The sequence below is a fragment of the Devosia sp. genome (assembly GCF_039927955.1).
GTDB lineage: Bacteria > Pseudomonadota > Alphaproteobacteria > Rhizobiales > Devosiaceae > Devosia.
The window spans coordinates 59216-77319 of the sequence record NZ_JBDSUA010000059.1; the positions used below are offsets into that span (position 1 = coordinate 59216).

General features: G+C 60.0%; 21 protein-coding genes. 8 read left to right on the forward strand and 13 right to left on the reverse strand.

The window, feature by feature from the left end; all coding sequences use genetic code 11:
- Entirely contained in the window at positions 1-1023 is a 1023-nt protein-coding gene (gene holA / locus ABIT12_RS14620) for a DNA polymerase III subunit delta (protein ID WP_348041013.1), read from the forward strand.
- 25 nt (positions 1024-1048) lie between these two features.
- On the opposite strand, the gene ABIT12_RS14625 is transcribed toward holA, so the two are convergent.
- The 8 genes from ABIT12_RS14625 to hemE all read right to left on the reverse strand — a co-directional run bounded on the left by ABIT12_RS14625 (position 1049) and on the right by hemE (position 9572).
- Positions 1049-1921, reverse strand: coding sequence for a ParB/RepB/Spo0J family partition protein (locus ABIT12_RS14625; protein WP_348041015.1), 873 nt, complete (start codon positions 1919-1921; stop codon positions 1049-1051).
- 10 nt (positions 1922-1931) lie between these two features.
- Entirely contained in the window at positions 1932-2732 is an 801-nt protein-coding gene (locus ABIT12_RS14630; protein WP_348041017.1) for a ParA family protein, read from the reverse strand.
- Positions 2733-2756: 24 nt separating this feature from the next.
- Positions 2757-3413 (reverse strand): 16S rRNA (guanine(527)-N(7))-methyltransferase RsmG, encoded by a 657-nt coding sequence (gene rsmG, locus ABIT12_RS14635; protein ID WP_348041019.1) that lies wholly within the window; start codon positions 3411-3413, stop codon positions 2757-2759.
- Positions 3413-5275 (reverse strand): tRNA uridine-5-carboxymethylaminomethyl(34) synthesis enzyme MnmG, encoded by a 1863-nt coding sequence (gene mnmG / locus ABIT12_RS14640; RefSeq protein WP_348041021.1) that lies wholly within the window; start codon positions 5273-5275, stop codon positions 3413-3415. Before mnmG ends, rsmG begins: the two co-directional genes overlap by 1 nt.
- Positions 5276-5357: 82 nt before the next feature.
- Positions 5358-6653, reverse strand: a complete 1296-nt coding sequence (gene mnmE, locus ABIT12_RS14645) for a tRNA uridine-5-carboxymethylaminomethyl(34) synthesis GTPase MnmE (RefSeq protein WP_348041023.1) — start codon at positions 6651-6653, stop codon at positions 5358-5360.
- A gap of 7 nt (positions 6654-6660) precedes the next feature.
- A complete protein-coding gene (rho, locus tag ABIT12_RS14650; protein WP_348041025.1) occupies positions 6661-7926 on the reverse strand; it encodes a transcription termination factor Rho in 1266 nt (421 codons plus the stop codon).
- A 189-nt stretch (positions 7927-8115) separates the two neighbouring features.
- On the reverse strand, positions 8116-8541 hold the full coding sequence (gene hemJ, locus ABIT12_RS14655; RefSeq protein WP_348041027.1) for a protoporphyrinogen oxidase HemJ: 426 nt from the start codon (positions 8539-8541) through the stop codon (positions 8116-8118).
- Between the two features lie 2 nt (positions 8542-8543).
- On the reverse strand, positions 8544-9572 hold the full coding sequence (gene hemE, locus ABIT12_RS14660; protein ID WP_348041029.1) for a uroporphyrinogen decarboxylase: 1029 nt from the start codon (positions 9570-9572) through the stop codon (positions 8544-8546).
- 441 nt (positions 9573-10013) lie between these two features.
- On the opposite strand from hemE, the gene ABIT12_RS14665 reads away from it, so the two are divergent.
- The 4 genes from ABIT12_RS14665 to dnaQ are packed head-to-tail and all read left to right on the forward strand — an operon-like array spanning position 10014 to position 12740.
- Entirely contained in the window at positions 10014-10622 is a 609-nt protein-coding gene (locus ABIT12_RS14665) for a Maf family protein (RefSeq protein ID WP_348041031.1), read from the forward strand.
- Complete coding sequence (locus tag ABIT12_RS14670; RefSeq protein WP_348041033.1) at positions 10619-11449, forward strand: shikimate dehydrogenase; 831 nt, start codon at positions 10619-10621, stop codon at positions 11447-11449. Before ABIT12_RS14665 ends, ABIT12_RS14670 begins: the two co-directional genes overlap by 4 nt.
- 2 nt (positions 11450-11451) lie before the next feature.
- Positions 11452-12045 carry a dephospho-CoA kinase gene (gene coaE, locus ABIT12_RS14675; RefSeq protein WP_407065627.1) on the forward strand — a complete coding sequence of 198 codons (594 nt, stop codon included), beginning with the start codon at positions 11452-11454 and terminating at the stop codon, positions 12043-12045.
- The gene (gene dnaQ / locus ABIT12_RS14680; RefSeq protein ID WP_348041037.1) at positions 12045-12740 is read left to right on the forward strand and encodes a DNA polymerase III subunit epsilon; all 696 of its coding nucleotides are present in this window, start codon (positions 12045-12047) and stop codon (positions 12738-12740) included. The genes coaE and dnaQ overlap by 1 nt, the downstream gene beginning before the upstream one ends.
- A 4-nt stretch (positions 12741-12744) precedes the next feature.
- On the opposite strand, the gene secB is transcribed toward dnaQ, so the two are convergent.
- Positions 12745-13230, reverse strand: a complete 486-nt coding sequence (gene secB / locus ABIT12_RS14685) for a protein-export chaperone SecB (RefSeq protein ID WP_348041039.1) — start codon at positions 13228-13230, stop codon at positions 12745-12747.
- An 80-nt stretch (positions 13231-13310) separates the two neighbouring features.
- Positions 13311-13763 carry an FxsA family protein gene (locus ABIT12_RS14690; RefSeq protein WP_348041041.1) on the reverse strand — a complete coding sequence of 151 codons (453 nt, stop codon included), beginning with the start codon at positions 13761-13763 and terminating at the stop codon, positions 13311-13313.
- A gap of 157 nt (positions 13764-13920) precedes the next feature.
- On the opposite strand from ABIT12_RS14690, the gene ABIT12_RS14695 reads away from it, so the two are divergent.
- Genes ABIT12_RS14695 through ABIT12_RS14705 form a run of 3 tightly spaced genes read left to right on the forward strand, consistent with a single transcriptional unit; the run spans position 13921 to position 15614 of the window.
- Complete coding sequence (locus ABIT12_RS14695) at positions 13921-14637, forward strand: Tim44/TimA family putative adaptor protein (RefSeq protein ID WP_348041043.1); 717 nt, start codon at positions 13921-13923, stop codon at positions 14635-14637.
- A gap of 21 nt (positions 14638-14658) precedes the next feature.
- The gene (locus ABIT12_RS14700) at positions 14659-15246 is read left to right on the forward strand and encodes a Smr/MutS family protein (protein ID WP_348041045.1); all 588 of its coding nucleotides are present in this window, start codon (positions 14659-14661) and stop codon (positions 15244-15246) included.
- Positions 15243-15614, forward strand: coding sequence for a helix-turn-helix transcriptional regulator (locus ABIT12_RS14705; protein ID WP_348041047.1), 372 nt, complete (start codon positions 15243-15245; stop codon positions 15612-15614). The genes ABIT12_RS14700 and ABIT12_RS14705 overlap by 4 nt, the downstream gene beginning before the upstream one ends.
- Before the next feature lie 85 nt (positions 15615-15699).
- Here the strand turns inward: ABIT12_RS14705 and hslU are convergent, their stop codons facing one another.
- From hslU to hslV, 3 genes are read right to left on the reverse strand one after another with little or no spacing between them, the layout of a single operon-like run.
- The gene (gene hslU / locus ABIT12_RS14710; RefSeq protein WP_348041049.1) at positions 15700-17010 is read right to left on the reverse strand and encodes an ATP-dependent protease ATPase subunit HslU; all 1311 of its coding nucleotides are present in this window, start codon (positions 17008-17010) and stop codon (positions 15700-15702) included.
- A complete protein-coding gene (locus tag ABIT12_RS14715; protein ID WP_348041051.1) occupies positions 16997-17527 on the reverse strand; it encodes a GNAT family N-acetyltransferase in 531 nt (176 codons plus the stop codon). Before ABIT12_RS14715 ends, hslU begins: the two co-directional genes overlap by 14 nt.
- Positions 17524-18078, reverse strand: coding sequence for an ATP-dependent protease subunit HslV (hslV, locus tag ABIT12_RS14720; protein ID WP_348041053.1), 555 nt, complete (start codon positions 18076-18078; stop codon positions 17524-17526). The genes ABIT12_RS14715 and hslV overlap by 4 nt, the downstream gene beginning before the upstream one ends.
- Positions 18079-18104 lie beyond the last annotated feature (26 nt).

The window sequence follows — 18104 nt, forward strand, 5'->3', positions numbered from 1 at the left end:
ATGACAGCGCTGAAAGCCCATGAGGTTGCGCGATTTCTGGCGCATCCAGATCTGGACGAAGGCATTTTCCTCGCCTATGGCACCGATCCTGGCATGGTGCGGGAAACTAGCCAGCGGCTAATCAGGTATTTTTCCGCCGACGATCCGCAAGCGTCTGGCGCCGTGACGCTGGACGGGGCGGAAATCGACGCCGATCCGTCAATTCTGGCTATTGAAGCCAAAACCATCTCGCTGTTTGGCGGCAAGCGCATCATCCGCGTCCGCAATGCTGGCAAAAGCCTGGTGATGACCTTGACCGAGCTGGCCGACGATCCCGCCGGCGCCGTTATTATTCTGGAGGCCGGCAATCTGTTGCCCAAGGACGCGCTGCGGGCCTTTGTCGAGGCGGCCAGACGCGGCCGCGCCCTGCCCTGCTTTCCCGATAGCGACGAAACCCTGTCGGCACTGTTTCGCGAGACCTTCGCCAAGGAGGGCATTCGCGCCGATGCCGACGTTATCCAGACCATGCGTGAGATTTTTGGCAATGATCGCGAGATCACCCGCCGGGAGCTGGAAAAGCTGACGCTGTTCGCGGCGCAAAGCAAAGTTCTGACGCGCGATGACGTGCTCACGCTGTGTTCGGACAATGGCGCGCAGATCACCAATACCATCATTGACGCCGTCGGCACCGGACATCCCGAAAAGCTGGAGCTGGCGCTCAACCGCGCACTGAACTCCGGCATCGATGTTCAACGGGTCTTGCGGGTCGCAGCGCTGCATTTCGCCGAGCTGCGGCAATGGCGTACCCAGGTTGATGCGGGCAAGTCCATCCGCGACGTGCTTGGCGGCGCCCGTCCCAAACCACATTTTTCCAGAACGAGCGTTCTGGAACAGCAGCTTAGGCTATGGTCAGACGGCGCCATCGCAACTGGTTGTGACCGGCTCCATCAGGCGACTTTGGAAACACGCCGTCGCCCCGCTCTCGCCGAAGCGACGACGCGGCGCGTACTGCTGTCACTGTGTATGACGGCAGCGGCGCATTAACTGCGGCGTTTCACGTGAAACGTTATCAGTTATGCCCGGTCAGCTTTACACAGATGCCGTCGAGCTGTTCCAGCGTACGATAGCGAATTTCCAGCTTGCCGCCGTTATCGCCATGCGACAGGACCACTGACAGGCCTAGGGCGTCCGACAGCCGCCGTTCCAGCGCCACAGTATCGGCGTCGCGTTCGGTATCGGCCGCCTTCTTGCGCGGCGCACCGACATCCCGCTGCTGACTCAACGCTTCGGCTTCGCGCACCGACAGGCCACTACCAACGATCTGGCGCGCCAAAGCGCCTGGATCTTCAGCCGTTATCAGCGTGCGCGCATGGCCGGCCGTCAATTCACCACTGGACACCATATCCCGCACATCTTCAGGCAAGCGCAATAGCCGCAAGGTATTGGCCACATGCGAGCGGCTCTTGCCGATCACCTGCGCCAGATCTTGCTGGGTATATTCGAACTGCTCGATGAGCTGGCCATAGCCCATGGCTTCTTCGAGCGGGTTAAGATCAGCGCGCTGGACGTTTTCGATGATGGCCAGCTCAAGCGCTTCCTTGTCGTCCACTTCGCGGACGATCACCGGAACTTCATGCAGGCCCGCCTTTTGCGCGGCGCGCCAGCGGCGTTCGCCAGCGATAATCTCAAAGATATTCGGATCATTGCTTGGCCGCACCAGCAAAGGCTGCATCACGCCCTTCTCGCGGATCGAGCTGGTCAGCTCTTCCAACTGTTCCGCGTTGAACACGCGGCGCGGATTGGCGCGATTGGCAATAATGAACTCGACAGGCAGGCGCTTGAGCCCGTTGCTGTTCTCGGCGAACCGGGCGCCGTCCATCGTCGCCATGTCACCAATCAGTGCCGCCAGGCCTCGCCCCAAACGGGATGGTTTTTCATTCATCGTTCAGTCCTCACGCCGCTGCCAATTGCCGCTCGCGGCGAATTACTTCGGTTGCCAGACGCAAATACGCCTGGCTTCCGGCACTTTTAAGATCGTAGAGCAAAGCCGGCTTGCCATAGGACGGCGCCTCGGCCAGCCGCACATTGCGCGGGATCACGGTTTCATAAACCAGATCGCCCATTTCATTGCGCACATCCTGCAACACCTGTTCGCTGAGGCTGTTGCGCTTGTCGAACATGGTCATCACCACGCCCTGGATGGATAGCCGCGGATTCAATGTCGAGCGAATTTGCTCAATGGTTTGAAGAAGTTGGCTCAAACCTTCGAGCGCAAAAAACTCGCATTGCAGCGGCACCAGCACGGCATCGGCCGCCACCAGCGAGTTGACCGTCAGCAGGTTCAAAGATGGCGGGCAGTCGATCAGCACGTAGCTGACCGGCTTTTCATTGATGGTCAGCTCATTGATTGCCTTGAAGGCATTGCGCAGCTTGAAGGCACGATCGGCCTGGTTGGCAATGGTCAGCTCAACCCCAAGCAAATCCATGGTCGATGGGACAATCGCCACGTTGGGCACGCTGGTCATCACCGCAGCCTGCGCCACCCGGGCTTCACCCAGCAACAGGTCATAGGCCGAAATCTCGCGATCGTGGCGCGAAATGCCCAGCCCGGTGGATGCGTTACCCTGCGGGTCCAGGTCGATGATCAATACTCGTTCACCCACCGCAGCAAGAGCAGTGGCCAGGTTGATCGCAGTAGTGGTTTTGCCCACGCCACCCTTTTGGTTGGCGAGCGTCAAGATGCGCGGAGCCAAATTGGCCTCCAAGGGTGTTTGCCGCTAACGAACTGTTTTCGAGCGCAAATTCCTGAGCTCGATCAGCACACCATCTTCGCTGGTGTCGCTTGATGTTAATAGCACGTCGTAGTCCCATTGCGCACGGCTTTCCGCCAGTTCTTCAACATGTTCCCGACCTTTGTGCAGCAAAGCCCGGGTTTTCGGCCGAAAAAAAGGCGCCAACATGCCGCACAGGTCGGGCAGACTCGCCAGGGCGCGGGAGGTAATGACATCGACAGCCAGTGTTTCACGTGAATCAATCTGGTCGCTGCGCACGCCTTCAACGGTGACCGCAAGCCCAATTTCACGCGCCACAGTCCGAAGGAAGCTGACCTTGCGGCTGTTTGGCTCCACCAGCACAAAACGTGCCGGTGAACCTTTGAGCGCTATGGCCAAAGGCAGTGCTGGAAATCCCCCGCCGCTACCCAGATCAAGAAAGAGCACGTCGGCCGCGTTGGTTAGTTTCAAAATCTGCAGGCTATCGGCGAAATGCCTTGTCCACAGCGAATCCAATGTTTCACGTGAAACAAGATTCTGCACCCGCTGCCACCTCTTGAGCAGCACAGAAAATGATTCCAGATCGGCTGCAACGGCCTCAACAGGCCGGGCCATCCATTGCGCATACGGCGCTATAGAGCTCAACTGGCTGGATTGGGCCATCAACTGGCCTTGCGCAACCCGCCACGGCGGATCACTGCGAGCAGTAGGGTAATTGCCGCCGGTGTCATCCCCTCGATCGACTGGGCCTGGGCGATGGTCTGTGGTGCTCGCGCTTTGAGCTTAAGGCGTAGTTCCATGGACAGGCCAGGAATAATGTCGAAGTCCAACCATTCCGGAATGTCTTTGGCTTCATCACGGCGCACCGCTTCAATATCGGCCTTCTGGCGGTCGAGATAGACAGCGTATTGTGCGTCCACCACAAGCTGCTCCAGGACTGGCGGGTCGATCTCGCCAATTTCCGGCCAGATCTTGATCACCGAGGCCGGCTCCATGCCGGGATAAGAGAGAAGCTCAAACGCCGTGCGGCGCTTGCCGTCTTCATTGATCGCCAGACCGCGCTTGTTTGCCCCGTTGGGTGTGATGCTTAGATGGGTCAAGAGCGAGCGACCTTCGGAAAGCTTTCGGGCCTTGGAAGCAAACAGATCGGCTCGGCGATCACCAACAAGGCCAGTGTCCACACCGACAGCGGTCAACCGTTGGTCCGCATTGTCGGCACGCAGATGCAGGCGAAACTCCGCACGCGACGTGAACATGCGATATGGTTCGCTGATGCCGCGCGTCACCAGGTCATCCACCATCACACCCAGATAGCTCTCGGTGCGCGACAGGACCAGTGGCGCAGCGCCCCTGGCGCGCAAGGCAGCATTGGCGCCAGCGAGAAGGCCTTGGGCTGCGGCCTCCTCATAGCCAGTGGTGCCGTTAATCTGCCCGGCAAAGAACATGCCCGGCAGACTCTTCAGTTCCAACGTGGCACGCAGCTCCCGAGGGTCGACGTGATCATACTCGATCGCATAGCCCGGTCGAATGATCTGAACATTTTCCAGGCCAGGCATAGACCGCAAAAAGGCTTCCTGCACATCGGCTGGCAGCGAAGTCGACAGTCCGTTCGGGTAGATGGTCGGATCATCAAGCCCTTCGGGCTCAAGAAAGATCTGGTGACTATCCCGATCTGCGAAGCGGACGATCTTGTCCTCGATCGAGGGGCAATATCGTGGACCGCGGCTCTGGATACGGCCCGAATACATTGCCGAACGATGGATATTATCGGCAATGATCTTGTGAGTCTCGGCAGTGGTGCGCGTCACAAAGCAGCTGATCTGCGGCGTGGTGATCGTCGCCGTCAAAGCCGAGAACGGCTCGGGCGGCGTCTCGCCCGCCTGCTCCTCCAGAGTCGAGAAATCAATCGTACGACCATCAAGCCGTGCGGGGGTGCCAGTCTTGAGACGGCCAAGCCGCAACCCCATGGCTTCAAGCCGGGTCGACAGACCAAGCACTGGCTTTTCGCCAACGCGCCCAGCCGGCGTCGTCTCTTCGCCGCGATGAATAAGTCCGCGAAGAAAAGTCCCAGTGGTCAGGACGACAGATTGCGCGCCGAAGGCACGGCCATCCAGCAGTACCACGCCGCAGACCTGGCCACCGACCACCGTGATGTCGTCAACCTCACCTTCAATCACATCAAGGTTGGGCTGGGCGGTGATCGCCGCCTGCATGGCCTGACGATAGAGCTTGCGATCGGCCTGGGCGCGGGGTCCGCGAACAGCAGGGCCTTTCCGGCGGTTGAGGACGCGGAACTGGATTCCAGCAGCATCGGCGACCACGCCCATCAGGCCATCGAGCGCGTCGATCTCACGCACTAGGTGACCCTTGCCCAGACCACCGATCGCCGGGTTGCAGCTCATTTCACCAATGGTCGCAAACTTGTGCGTAATCAACGCCGTCGGCACACCCAGGCGCGCTGATGCGGCCGCGGCCTCGCAACCGGCATGGCCTCCGCCAACGACAATAACAGCATAATCGCTCATGGCAATTTCCTATGATCGGCTCGTTTAGGCCAATGTTTCACGTGAATCAACCTCGGGCAGGCCCGACCGTGTTTCACGTGAATCATTTTCCGATGCAGAAGCTCGCAAACAGCCGGTCAAGAACGCGCTCCGCATCGATACGCCCGATCAGCCGCTCAAGCGACTGCGAGGCGATGCGCAACGCTTCCGCCGCAAGCTCGGGGCTATCCACCTGAGCCAGAGCCGCCTCGGTAGCCTTGACCGCATGCGACAGAGCGACCCGGTCCCGTTCCCGACTAAGCAAAACTGGTTCGCCGGCGCCAATGATGCTCGCCGCAAACTCAGCGAGACGCTCGGTGAGTTGTGCAATGCCTTGCCCGGTGGTTACAGAGATCGCCAGATCTACCCCGTCTGGCACTACACCCAGGTCAGACTTGGTGCCGACGAGCCAGATCGGCGTTTCTCCCGGAAGCGGTTTGGCGCCCTCGCCATCGATCGCCGACAACCACAACACCAGATCGGCGCGTTCGATTTCCTGCAGGGCGCGCCGAACTCCCTCGGCCTCGGCTTTGCTTTCGGTCTCACGGATGCCTGCCAGATCGAGCAGCGTAATCAACTGCCCGCCGATATCGATCGGAACCTCCCGCACGTCGCGGGTCGTCCCTGGCTCATCGGTTACAATGGCAATATCCGACTTGGCCAGCGCGTTGAGGAGGCTGGACTTCCCGGCATTGGGCGCACCGGCCAATGCAACACGGAGGCCCTCGCGGGTAATGCGCCCTCGCTCCACCGAGGTGAGCGCATCCAATAATTCAGCATGCAGCGACAAGACGCCGTCGGCAAAGCTGTCGGGCAGTTCCCCAACGTCGCCTTCATCGGAAAAGTCCAGCTGCGCTTCGATTTCGGCCCGCAAATCGAGCAATTGATCGCGCCAGCCGTCCACTTGCGCAGTCAGCCGACCTTCAAAGCGTGACAAGGCCTGCCGGTGCTGATTTTCGGTTTCAGCTTCGAGCAGATCCCCAAGCCCTTCGATTTCGACCAGGTCAAGCTTGCCATTGATGAACGCGCGGCGGGTAAACTCGCCGGCTTCAGCTAGGCGCGCGCCTTGTGCTGTGATCATCCGCAAGATCGCGCGGACGCCGGCCGGGGACCCATGAACCTGCAACTCAGCGCAGTCTTCGCCGGTAAAGCTATTGGGTGCGGGGAAGTAGGCAACCAAGCCGCGATCGAGCAGGCTATCGGTGCCAATGGGCCGGAGCGTCAGGCGGCGGGGCTCGGGAACCCCGCCAGCAACATTGTCCACAATCGCGCGAACCTGCGGCCCTGAAATCCGGACTACCGCCACGCCGGACGGCAAGGCGCCCGAAGAGAGCGCGACGATGGTGTCGCCGTCGCGCATCTGCGATTTAGGTATTCATGGAATCGAAGAAGTCGGAATTCGTTTTGGTCTGACGGATCTTGTCGGTCAGGAATTCCATCGCGTCGATCGTGCCCATTGGGGTCAGGATGCGGCGCAGGACGTACATCTTCTTTAAGATATCAGGTTCGACCAGCAGTTCTTCCTTGCGGGTACCAGACTTGGTGATGTCGAGGGCTGGGAAGATGCGTTTGTCCGCAACCTTGCGATCAAGAATGATTTCCGAGTTACCGGTGCCCTTGAATTCTTCAAAGATCACTTCGTCCATACGCGAGCCGGTATCGATCAGTGCAGTCGAAATGATCGTCAGCGACCCACCATCCTCGATATTGCGGGCCGCACCGAAGAAGCGTTTCGGCCGCTGCAGCGCATTGGCGTCCACGCCGCCGGTCAAAACTTTGCCCGACGAGGGCACGACAGTGTTGTAAGCGCGACCGAGACGGGTAATCGAATCGAGCAGGATCACCACGTCACGCTTGTGTTCGACCAGGCGCTTGGCCTTTTCGATCACCATTTCGGCGACCTGGACGTGGCGCGATGCTGGCTCATCAAAGGTCGAAGAGATGACTTCGCCCTTCACCGAGCGTTGCATGTCCGTCACTTCTTCTGGACGTTCATCGATCAGCAGCACGATGAGGTAGCATTCGGGATGGTTGGTGGCGATCGATTGTGCGATATTCTGCAACAGTACCGTTTTACCGGTACGTGGAGGTGCAACAATCAAGGCGCGCTGGCCCTTGCCGAGTGGGGTCACCAGATCAAGAATACGCGCTGAGCGATCCTTGATGGTGGGATCGGGCAATTCCATCCGGAGCCGTTCTTCGGGATAAAGCGGCGTCAGGTTATCGAAGTTGATCTTGTGACGCACATTCTCGGGGTCTTCGAAATTGATCGTATTGACCTTGAGCAGCGCAAAGTAGCGTTCGCCTTCCTTGGGAGAGCGAATCTGGCCCTCAACCGTATCGCCGGTGCGCAGCGAAAACCGCCGGATCTGCGACGGCGAAACATAGATGTCGTCGGGGCCTGGAAGATAGTTTGCGTCGGGCGAGCGCAGGAAACCAAAACCGTCCGGCAGGACTTCAACGACGCCTTCGCCGGTAATGTCCACGTCCTTGGCGGCAAGTTCTTTCAAAATGGCAAACATCAATTCCTGTTTGCGCATGGTCGAGGCGTTCTCGACCTCGTGTTCTTCGGCGAACACCAAAAGCTCTGCTGGAGTTTTGGCCTTGAGCTCGCTGAGCTTCATATTCTGCATGTGGAGGATGACCCTTTAGGGAAATCAGAGAGGCGGGAGGGAAATTTGGGGAGGGACGCACCGCGGCGGCGACCAGCTTGGTCGAACTCAGTGGATGCGATGGCTTCAAATAGCGCGAACCCGGCCCAGTTTCAAGATTGAAACGGTTAGGCACAGGCCAGACAGAACAGATTCACGTGAAACAGCCCATTAGAACGGCTTCACGATCACCATGATGACAATGACGATCATCACCACAGTGGGAATTTCGTTGATCATCCGGAAATATTTAGACGACTTGTCGTTCGAATCGCTGGCAAACGCCTTGAAGTGCCGAGTCAGCACGCCATGAAAACCAAGCAAAACGATGACAAACGCCGCCTTGATCCAGGGCCAGGCCTGATGCCAGTCGACCACACCCATGCTCAGCATGCCGATACCAAAGATCAGGGTCCCGATCATTGCCGGATTGATGATCCCACGCAGCAGCCGACGCTCCATCACCTTGAAGGTTTCCGACTGCACCGAGCCCTTTTCAGCATCAGCGTGATACACGAACAGCCGCGGCAGATAGAGCATTCCGGCCATCCAGGCGATAACCGAAATCACATGCAGCGCCTTGATCCATTCCAGCATGATCAGCCCTCCTTCACCAGCTCGACGAGGCGCGCCACATGCTCGATCGGCGTTTGCGGCACGATGCCGTGCCCCAGATTGAAAACATGCGGCCGATCGGCAAAAGCCGCGATGATGTCTCGCGCCCGGTCTTCCATCTGCTCGCCCCCTGCCACCAACCGCAATGGGTCAAGATTACCTTGGACCCCAAGCAATGGGGATAGGTTAGATTTGGCAAAATTCAGCGGAGTTGCATAATCGAGGCCAACCATGTTGACCTGGGTCGCATCGGCATAGGCCCGGATCATTCCAGCGGCGCCGCGTGGAAAACCGATGACCGGCGCATTCGGGACCTTTTTACGCAGACCTTCAACGATCCGCCGATTGGGTTCGATCACCTGGGCGGCAAAGGCCACCTCGTCCAAATTCAATGCCCAGCTTTCAAACAGCTGCACCACATCGGCGCCCGCCGCAAACTGGGCGGCCAGATAATCAATGCTGGTTTCAACCAGAATATCGATCAAGGCCGAAAAGGCCTGCGGGTGCTGCAAGGCGAACAGACGGGCCGCAGCCTGGTCCGACGATCCCTTGCCGCCCAGCATATAGGTCGCCACTGTCCAGGGAGACCCACAGAAGCCGATCAGCGCCTGTTCTGGCGCAATGGCTGCTCGCAACCGCTTGAGCGTCTCGAACACCGGTGCCAGATGATCTAAAGCCCGTTCCGGTTTCAGCGTCGCGATGGTTTGGACGGTCAACGGCTCCAGCACTGGACCTTCGCCTTCGGTAAAGCGCACCGACTGGCCCAGAGCGTCCGGTATCACCAGGATGTCCGAGAATAGGATCGCTGCATCGAGCTCGAAGCGGCGCAGGGGCTGCAGGCTGACTTCGACGGCCAAATCTGGGGTGTAGCACAGATCGAGGAAACCTTTGGAGCGAGCGCGCGTTTCTCGATACTCGGGCAAATAGCGGCCGGCCTGGCGCATGATCCAGATCGGCGGTCGCTCCTGGCGTTGGCCCAGCACGGTTGCCAGCAAGGGTTTGTGAGCGCTCATCGCGCCTGCTCTTTCCAACCCAAAAGGACTCTTAGTCTTAGTATCTTCTTTATCATGGCAGTGTTTTGCCCCAATTCATGGCCGTCCACAATCGGCCTGCTTCGCGGCACAACGGCGCAGCATCATGGTAAATAGGGTGTTAACAGGCGGCGCTCGTGATGTGCATACGGCCGCCGGATTGACGGACATTAACGAAGTGTTAACGGCAATTTCTCGTCCAATGCGGGAGTCGACAAGCCTGTGCATAATCGCCTTCAGCTTGAACCCGCGCCGGGACACTTATCCCCAGAGCTGTCCCAGCCAAATCGAACGACCCCCATCGGGCTCAATTGTTAACGAATTATGAAGCTGGTCGAACAAGTCTGCACCAAAGCCAAATCCATGCCCGTTACGCACAATCTGGCCTTGAGCTGGGGATGACAGTGTGGAAAACCTGTCGTCATGTTGATCCTTGCCTCGCAAAGCGCCACGCGAAAAACCCTGCTGCAACAGGCCGGTCTGGTCTTTTCCACCGCGCCCGCCAGCGTCGACGAACGCGCGCTGGAAACCCAAGCTTTGGCCAATGGCGCCGATGCCCGGGATATCGCCGCGCTGCTGGCAAAATCCAAGGCCGCCGCTATCGCTGCCATCCATCCTGGCGCTTTGGTAATCGGCGCCGACCAGACTTTGGCCCTTGGCACGGAGCTTTTACACAAGCCCACCGATCGCGCCGATGCTGCGCTGCAGCTCGACCGCCTCGCTGGCAAAACCCATCGCCTGCATGCCGGCATTGCCCTGGTGCGCGACGATCTGCTGGTCTGGTCCAGTGTTGAGACCGCCGAACTGACGATGCGCAGCTTTGATGCTGGCGAACGCGATGCCGTGCTCGACCTCGAAGGCGAAGCCGTGTTGGGCTCGGTGGGTGGGTATCGGCTCGAAGGGCCGTCGATACGGCTGTTTGAAACCGTCATCGGCGACTATTTTACCATTCTGGGCCTGCCGTTGCTGCCTTTGTTGGCAGCGTTGCGACAGTTCGCTCCCGAACTTTTAGCCGGAGTGCGTCAGGTTTGACCCGCAAAGCCTTCGTCATCGGCCATCCGATCAACCATTCACGCTCGCCGCTGATCCATGGCGACTGGCTTAGCGAGCATCAGATCGACGGCAGCTACACTGCCATTGACGTCGCGCCCGTAGAGCTGCCGCAATTTTTCGACCGGCTGCGCTCGGGCGAATTTGCCGGCGGCAATGTGACGATCCCGCATAAGGAAGCCGTGTTTGCCCTCTGCGACAGCGTCGATCCGCTGGCGCGCAGCATTGGTGCGGTCAATACCCTGGTGGTCGACGACAATCGTGTTCACGGCACCAATACCGACTACCTGGGATTTCTGGGCAATCTTGATGCGCTGGCGCCGGGTTGGTCGGATAACCTACCCCAGGCTATCGTTCTGGGTGCCGGTGGCGCGGCGCGGGCGGTGCTGGTCGCGCTCGCCAGTCGTGGCATCGGCACCGTGCATCTGCTCAATCGCACCCTGCCCAACGCGCAAAAACTGGTCGCCGAAATTCCTGGTCCATTCCAGACCCATGAAATGAGCGCCTTCGCCCGGTTGGCCCCGGGCGCCGGTCTGGTGGTCAATACCACCTCGATCGGCATGCACGGCACCCGTTTTGACGATCTCGATCTGTCGTTGCTGCCCAAAACCGCGCTGGTCACCGATATCGTCTATACTCCGCAATTGACCCCGCTATTGGCCGATGCGCAGGCGCTGGGGCTTAAAACCGTCGATGGCTTGGGCATGTTGCTGCATCAGGCGGTCCCTGGCTTTGAAGCCTGGTTTGGCGTACGTCCGACCGTCACGGCGGCGCTGCGCGCCAGGATCGAAGCGACGCTGGAGCATTGAGCATGTGGCGGATCGGCATGACCGGATCAATTGCCACCGGCAAATCTACGGTGCTTGATGCCTTCAAGGCTCTTGGTGTGCCAGTGTTTTCCGCTGACGCGGCCGTTGCGGAACTCTATGCGGGTGAGGCTGTAGCGCCAGTGGAAGCGGCGTTTCCGGGCAGTTCCGTCAATGGCGCCATAGATAAAGTCCTGCTGTCCCAAAAGCTCGCGGCAAATCCTGCAGGCTTTCAGCGTCTTGAAGCCATTGTGCATCCGCTGGTGCGGGCGCGGATCAGCAATTTCATGGATGAAGCCCAACAGTCTGGCGCGGCGCTGGCGGTGGTCGAGGTGCCGCTATTGTTCGAGAGCGGGTATGACTATGGCTTTGATGCCATCGGCGTCACCGTCGTCGACGATGCCATTCAGCGTCAGCGGGCGCTGGCCCGTCCGGGCATGACCGTGGAAAAACTTAACGCCATCCTTGCCCGCCAGCTGCCACAGGCCGAAAAGAGGGCGCGCGCCACCTATCTGTTCGATACCGGCCATGGCCTCAAGCCAACCCTTGAAATGGTGGCGGCCCTGGTGGACGGGATCAAGGTGCGACAGGGAAGCTGATGAACCGCGAAATCGTCCTCGATACCGAAACCACTGGCCTGTCACCGACAACGGGTGACCGGCTGGTTGAAATCGGCTGCGTCGAGCTGGTCAATCACCTGCCCACCGGGCGCACCTATCACCAATATATCAATCCGCAGCGCGACATGCCCGAAGAGGCGTTTCGCGTCCATGGCCTGTCGGCGGATTTTTTATCGGACAAACCGCTGTTTGCCGAAGTGGCCAATGAGTTTCTGAGCTTTATCGGTGATGGCACGCTGGTGATCCACAATGCCCCGTTTGACATGGGATTTCTCAATGCCGAGCTGGAGCGGGTCAAGCGCCCGAAGCTGACCAATACGGTGATCGATACTGTCATGCTGGCTCGCCAGGTCCACCCCGGCGCCCGCGTCAGTCTCGATGCGCTGTGCAAGCATTATGGCATCGACAACGCGCGCCGAACCCTGCATGGGGCGCTGCTCGATAGCGAGATTCTGGCCGAGGTCTATCTCGAGCTCAAGGGTGGGCGGCAGGTCGGCTTCGCGCTGGTTGCTGAAAACCGGGTTTCAGCCGCCGAAGCTGTCGCCAATATCGCCGTAGCCGCCCAACGCCCGGCGGCACTGGCATCGCGGTTGAGCGAGGCAGAAAAAGCAGCGCACCAGGCGCTGGTCAAGGCGCTCGGTGCGGATGCGGTGTGGAATCAATATCTGTCGTAAGGCTTTAGTTCGGTCTGGCGGCCTCGGCCTGCTGCGCGGCGAGCTGGGCCAGGTTCTGGCGATAGATGGCGGCAAAATCCACTGGTTCCATCATCAGCGGCGGGAAGCCGCCCTGCTGGGTCACATTGGCCAGCACCTGCCGAGCAAACGGGAAAATCAGCCGCGGGCATTCGATCATCAACAGCTGGGTGAGCTGGGCTTCGGGAATGTTCTGCAGCCGGAACACGCCGCCATAGATCAGCTCGACATTGAACAGGATCTTGGTTTCGCGGGTCGCTTTGGCGATCAGGGTCAACTCGACCGCATAGATTTCCTCGGACTGCTTGCGCACGCCCACATTGATCGAGACGTTGAAGGCAGGCTGAGTGCCGCCAAGCATGATCGAGCCGGGCGCATCCGGGTTTTCAAACGAAAGATCGCGCGTGTACTGCCCGACCATGTTCATCGATGGGGCATTGGCTGCGGTGGCGGCCTGGTTATCGTCAGCCATTGTCTTGTCCTTTGCGCAAAAGCTGGGGCGCTGGCTAGCACCTTTGCGATCACGCGACAAGATTGTCGGCAGTGCCAGGCTTAACGGGCTTCGTAGTCGTCCTTGTCCAGATCAATGGTTCCCGGTGGCGTCACGCGTGGGCTTTCCCGCTCCATCGTCCCGCCGCCGCTGGTGGTGCGAACCACCACCCGGCTGGCCAGTCCCTGATAGATCCAGCCGCGCACCGGCGGCAGCAGCAGCAGGATGGCCACCGCATCCGAAAAGAACCCCGGCAGCACCAGGAACAGCGCCGCCAACCCGATCATCATCGCGTCGGCGACCGTGCGCGCCGGCATGCGGCCGCTGTTGACGTTGGAGCGGAGCTGGTTGAGCACTGCCAGCCCCTGATGGCGCAGCAGCATCGCACCGGCGACAGCCGCCAGGATCACCAGCGCCAGCGTCGGGAACAGACCAATGGCCTGTCCAACCTTGATGAACAGGGCAATCTCGAAGATCGGCAGCAGCAAAAATCCCAAAATGACGAAGCGGACCACGGTTCAATCCAATTTATTAGCCAGTTCAGCGGACAACAGTGACAATTCGCCCAATCGTGAACTGGTTTCAGGGTGAAGCATTGCCTATATATACGAACACATAGCTGCGCTGCGAGCGCCCTGCGGCAATTGCCGCATTCTGACAGGTATCAGGCCAATGGACGAATTTTTCGACATCCCCACTCTTATCGTCATCGGGCTGGCGATTGTCATTCTGTTCCGTCTGCGTTCGGTGCTCGGCACCCGCACCGGCAATGAACGCCCGCCCGTGGAACGCAGCAAAGCGCCCGTCGCCGAAACACCGGTTGAGGACACAGTCGTGCCGATGCGCCCGCGCGGCGCGGGCAACCCGGATCTGGATGACGAGCGCCGCTCCCGCAAGATCGATGCCGAAATCGAGCAGATGACCAAGGGCAATCCAGATCTGGCCGCCGGCCTCAAGGCCGTGGCCGAGGCCGACCCGACCTTTACCCCGAAGTCCTTCCTTGAAGGGGCCAAGCAGGCCTACGAGATGATCGTCACCGGCTTTGCCGCTGGCGACCGTGCCACGCTGCGCAATCTGATCGAAAAGGACGTGTTCGAGGGCTTCCAGACCGCCATTGCCGAACGTGAGGCACTCAAGCACAAGGTGGATTTCACCTTTGTCGGCCTGCCCAAGATTGAGATATCGGACGCTGAATACGACAAGAAGAACGTCACGGTCACCGTCCGCTTCCATGCCGAAGTGGTTTCGGCCACCCGCGACAAGGATGGCAATCTCGTCGAAGGCAATGCCGATCAGGTGCAGTCGATCGCCGATGAATGGACCTTCGCCCGCAGCCCCAAGTCGCGCGATCCGAACTGGAAAGTGGTGGCCACTAGCCAACTGAGCTGATCGTCGCGGCAGGTTCCGGTCATGTCCAAGCGCGACCCCAGGCGCCTGCACGATTTTCACTTGTGGACGGCGGTCGCAGAAACCGTTGATCCGCTGCGTCCCAAACGGTTGATGAAGCTGGCCATTGGCCCGCTGCCACTGCCCGAGCCAGTGGACAAACGACCATCGCCTCCGGCGCCGTTGAAGAAAAAGGCCGCCAAGCCGGCCTCGACCATGCCGTCCTACCAGGCCAGGCACAATGGCAAGGCAGAGCCCGGACATGGCATCGAGCCGCGCCTTAACCGCAAGGTGGCGCGCGGCCGTATCGAGATCGATGGCACCATTGATCTGCACGGCATGCGCCAGGCCGAAGCCCATCAGGCGCTGCATCGCTTCATCAATGCCCGCGTCGCGCGGGGCGATCGGACCCTGCTGGTGATCACCGGCAAAGGTGGTCGGGCCAAGCTGGACGATTTTGAAACCAGCTTTCTCGAACGCGGCATTCTGCGCGCCATGCTGCCGACGTGGCTGTCCGAGCCCGGCATTGCGCCGATGATCGCGGGCTGGAATTTTGCGGCGCAGGGCCATGGTGGCGAAGGCGCCTATTATGTGAGGTTGCGCCGGCTATGACCCCTCTCGGCGCGAAATTGCGGGCGATGCGTGACGAACGCGGCATTTCGCTCAAGCAAATGGCAGCGGCGTTGAATGTTTCGAGCGCTTATCTTTCGGCGCTTGAGCACGGTCGCCGCGGCACGCCGACCGGCTTTCTGCTGCATCGTATCATCGCCTATTTCAACGTCATCTGGGACGAGGCTGAAGAGCTGCAACGCCTTGCCGAAATGAGTGATCCCAAGGTGAGTATCGACACCGGCGGCCTGGCGCCCGAGGCGACGGAACTGACCAATCGACTGGCTGCCGACATCGCCAAGCTCGAGGTCGAAGATCTGGTCTTCCTGCGCAACGAAGTGATGCGCCGTTCGGGCAAGACCAAACCCTGAAAAGATACCGCCCGGCGGGAGGGACACCGGACGGCTTGATCAGCATAACCCCCGGCCAATGGTCCGGGGATAAGTTGGATTGGGGTTATAGCACGAACCGGCTGAGATCGACGTCGGCCGCCAGCACGCCGACCTTTTCGGCAACGAACGCCCGGTTGATCTCGATGGTCTGCCCCTGCTTGTCCGGGGCTTCGAACGAAATGTCCTCGACCAGCCGTTCCAGCACGGTCTGCAACCGGCGCGCGCCGATATTTTCGACGCTGGAATTGACCTTCACCGCCGCGTCGGCAATAGCCTCGATGGCGTCGGCGGTGAAGTTCAGGATCACCCCCTCAGTGCCCATCAGCGCCACATACTGCTTGACCAGGCTATTGTCGGTGTCGCTGAGGATGCGGATGAAATCCTCACGGGTCAGGGCTTTCAGTTCTACCCGGATCGGCAGGCGGCCCTGCAATTCCGGCAGCAGATCCGAAGGCTTTGAAACGTGGAAAGCACCCGAAGCGATGAACAGGATATGGTCGGTTTTGACCGGGCCATACTTGGTCGACACTGTGGTGCCTTCGATCAGCGGCAACAGATCGCGCTGCACGCCTTCGCGCGATGGACCGCCCGAGACGCCACCCTCGCGGGCCGCGACCTTGTCGATCTCGTCGATAAAGACAATGCCGTGGTTCTCTACCAGATCGATGGCCTCGGTCTTGAGCTGTTCCTGGTCGAGCAGCTTGTCGGCCTCTTCGGCGATCAGCGGCTCATAGGCGTCCTTGACCCGCAGCTTGCGCTTGACGCCGCGCCCGCCCATCGCCGATTTGAACATGTCGGAAAGGTTGATCATGCCGATGCCGCCATTGGGCATGCCGGGAATTTCAAAGCCGCCGGTGTTCGGCGAGGGCTGCATTTCGATCTCGATTTCCTTGTCGTCGAGCTCGTTGTCGCGCAGCTTCTTGCGGAACGTGTCGCGGGTCGACGGCGTCGATGAGGTGCCCACCAGCGCGTCGAGCACGCGCTCTTCGGCATTGTGATGGGCCTGCGCCTGCACATCGGCACGGCGCTTGTCGCGTAGCAGCGAGATACCCGCCTCCACCAGATCGCGCACGATCTGTTCGACGTCACGACCGACATAGCCCACTTCGGTGAACTTGGTGGCTTCCACCTTGATGAACGGCGCCTGGGCCAGACGTGCCAGACGGCGCGCGATCTCGGTCTTGCCGACGCCGGTCGGTCCGATCATCAAAATATTCTTCGGCGTCACCTCGCGGCGCATGTCCGGCGACAGCTGCTGGCGCCGCCAGCGATTGCGCAGGGCCACGGCAACGGCGCGCTTGGCGTCATGCTGGCCCACGATATTGCGGTCGAGCTCGGAAACGATCTCGCGGGGGGAAAAATTAGTCTCGGTCATGGTCTGTCTTTCCTGGTGCCTCATCGAGGTAGCGCACCATCAAATGATCGCCATAAAACCGCCCGTCCAAATGATAGGCCCGGGGGTCGCTGGCATAGATTGTAAAGCCCGCCTTTTGGTAAAAGCGGATGGCGACCGGGTTTTCATCCCAGACGCCGAGGTGCACCTGCAGGACCTTGCCCTGCGCGTGTGCCAGAACGGTTTGAACCAGCGCCAGCGCACAGCCGGTGCCGCGCATTTGTGGCTGCACATACATCTGGATCAGCCAGCCGCGATGACGGTCCTTGTCACCAGTGCTCGGCATAAACCCGACCAGCCCCACCATCTCACCGTCCGCGTCAAACGCTCCGAACATGGTCAGTGCGCTTAACGTATCGGCCCAATCCTTATCGGGCCGGCGCACCGCATTGTCATACGTGGCGCCAAACGACTCGGGATGGTTCTGCAGGGCTTCCAGCCGCACCGCGCGATAGACCGCGGCGTCGGTCGGGGTCAGGGTGCGGATCGAGTAGCTCAACTTTCGATGCTTTCCAGCGTCACATTGCCATTGGTGTAGATACAGATCTCTTCGGCGATTTTCATCGCCTTGCGGGCAATGTCCTCGGCGTCCAGGTCGGTATTCTGTGCCAGCGCCAAAGCCGCCGACTGCGCATAATTGCCGCCCGAGCCAATGGCGATGACGCCATGGTCGGGGGTCAGCACATCGCCGGTGCCGGTCAGCACCAGCGTATCGCTCTTGTCGGCGACGATCATCATGGCTTCGAGCTTGCGCAGGTAGCGATCGGTGCGCCAGTCCTTGGCCAATTCGACCGAGGCCCGCATCAGCTGATCGGGATATTGCTCGAGCTTGGCTTCGAGCCGCTCGAACAGCGTAAAGGCATCGGCGGTAGCGCCAGCAAAACCGCCGATCACCTTGCCACCGGCCAGCCGCCGCACTTTTTTGGCGTGGTGCTTCATCACCGTGGCGCCGACCGAAACCTGGCCATCACCGGCAATCACCACCTTGTTGCCCTTGCGGACGGCAACGATCGTCGTGCCGTGCCAGCCGGGGAATGCACTATCACTCATGGGGAGATACTCCAGAATTGTTGAGT

What these genes read in the sequence shown, in the direction of transcription:
- hslU (WP_348041049.1), bottom strand. Translation starts at nt 17,010, where the DNA reads ATGACCGAGACTAATTTTTCCCCCCGCGAGATCGTTTCCGAGCTCGAC.
- mnmG (WP_348041021.1), bottom strand. Translation starts at nt 5,275, where the DNA reads ATGAGCGATTATGCTGTTATTGTCGTTGGCGGAGGCCATGCCGGTTGC.
- hemE (WP_348041029.1), bottom strand. Translation starts at nt 9,572, where the DNA reads ATGAGCGCTCACAAACCCTTGCTGGCAACCGTGCTGGGCCAACGCCAG.
- ABIT12_RS14695 (WP_348041043.1), top strand. Translation starts at nt 13,921, where the DNA reads ATGGACGAATTTTTCGACATCCCCACTCTTATCGTCATCGGGCTGGCG.
- mnmE (WP_348041023.1), bottom strand. Translation starts at nt 6,653, where the DNA reads ATGCGCGACGGCGACACCATCGTCGCGCTCTCTTCGGGCGCCTTGCCG.
- holA (WP_348041013.1), top strand. Translation starts at nt 1, where the DNA reads ATGACAGCGCTGAAAGCCCATGAGGTTGCGCGATTTCTGGCGCATCCA.
- rho (WP_348041025.1), bottom strand. Translation starts at nt 7,926, where the DNA reads ATGCAGAATATGAAGCTCAGCGAGCTCAAGGCCAAAACTCCAGCAGAG.
- ABIT12_RS14700 (WP_348041045.1), top strand. Translation starts at nt 14,659, where the DNA reads ATGTCCAAGCGCGACCCCAGGCGCCTGCACGATTTTCACTTGTGGACG.
- secB (WP_348041039.1), bottom strand. Translation starts at nt 13,230, where the DNA reads ATGGCTGACGATAACCAGGCCGCCACCGCAGCCAATGCCCCATCGATG.
- dnaQ (WP_348041037.1), top strand. Translation starts at nt 12,045, where the DNA reads ATGAACCGCGAAATCGTCCTCGATACCGAAACCACTGGCCTGTCACCG.
- ABIT12_RS14665 (WP_348041031.1), top strand. Translation starts at nt 10,014, where the DNA reads ATGTTGATCCTTGCCTCGCAAAGCGCCACGCGAAAAACCCTGCTGCAA.
- ABIT12_RS14705 (WP_348041047.1), top strand. Translation starts at nt 15,243, where the DNA reads ATGACCCCTCTCGGCGCGAAATTGCGGGCGATGCGTGACGAACGCGGC.
- hemJ (WP_348041027.1), bottom strand. Translation starts at nt 8,541, where the DNA reads ATGCTGGAATGGATCAAGGCGCTGCATGTGATTTCGGTTATCGCCTGG.
- hslV (WP_348041053.1), bottom strand. Translation starts at nt 18,078, where the DNA reads ATGAGTGATAGTGCATTCCCCGGCTGGCACGGCACGACGATCGTTGCC.
- ABIT12_RS14625 (WP_348041015.1), bottom strand. Translation starts at nt 1,921, where the DNA reads ATGAATGAAAAACCATCCCGTTTGGGGCGAGGCCTGGCGGCACTGATT.
- rsmG (WP_348041019.1), bottom strand. Translation starts at nt 3,413, where the DNA reads ATGGCCCAATCCAGCCAGTTGAGCTCTATAGCGCCGTATGCGCAATGG.
- coaE (WP_407065627.1), top strand. Translation starts at nt 11,452, where the DNA reads ATGTGGCGGATCGGCATGACCGGATCAATTGCCACCGGCAAATCTACG.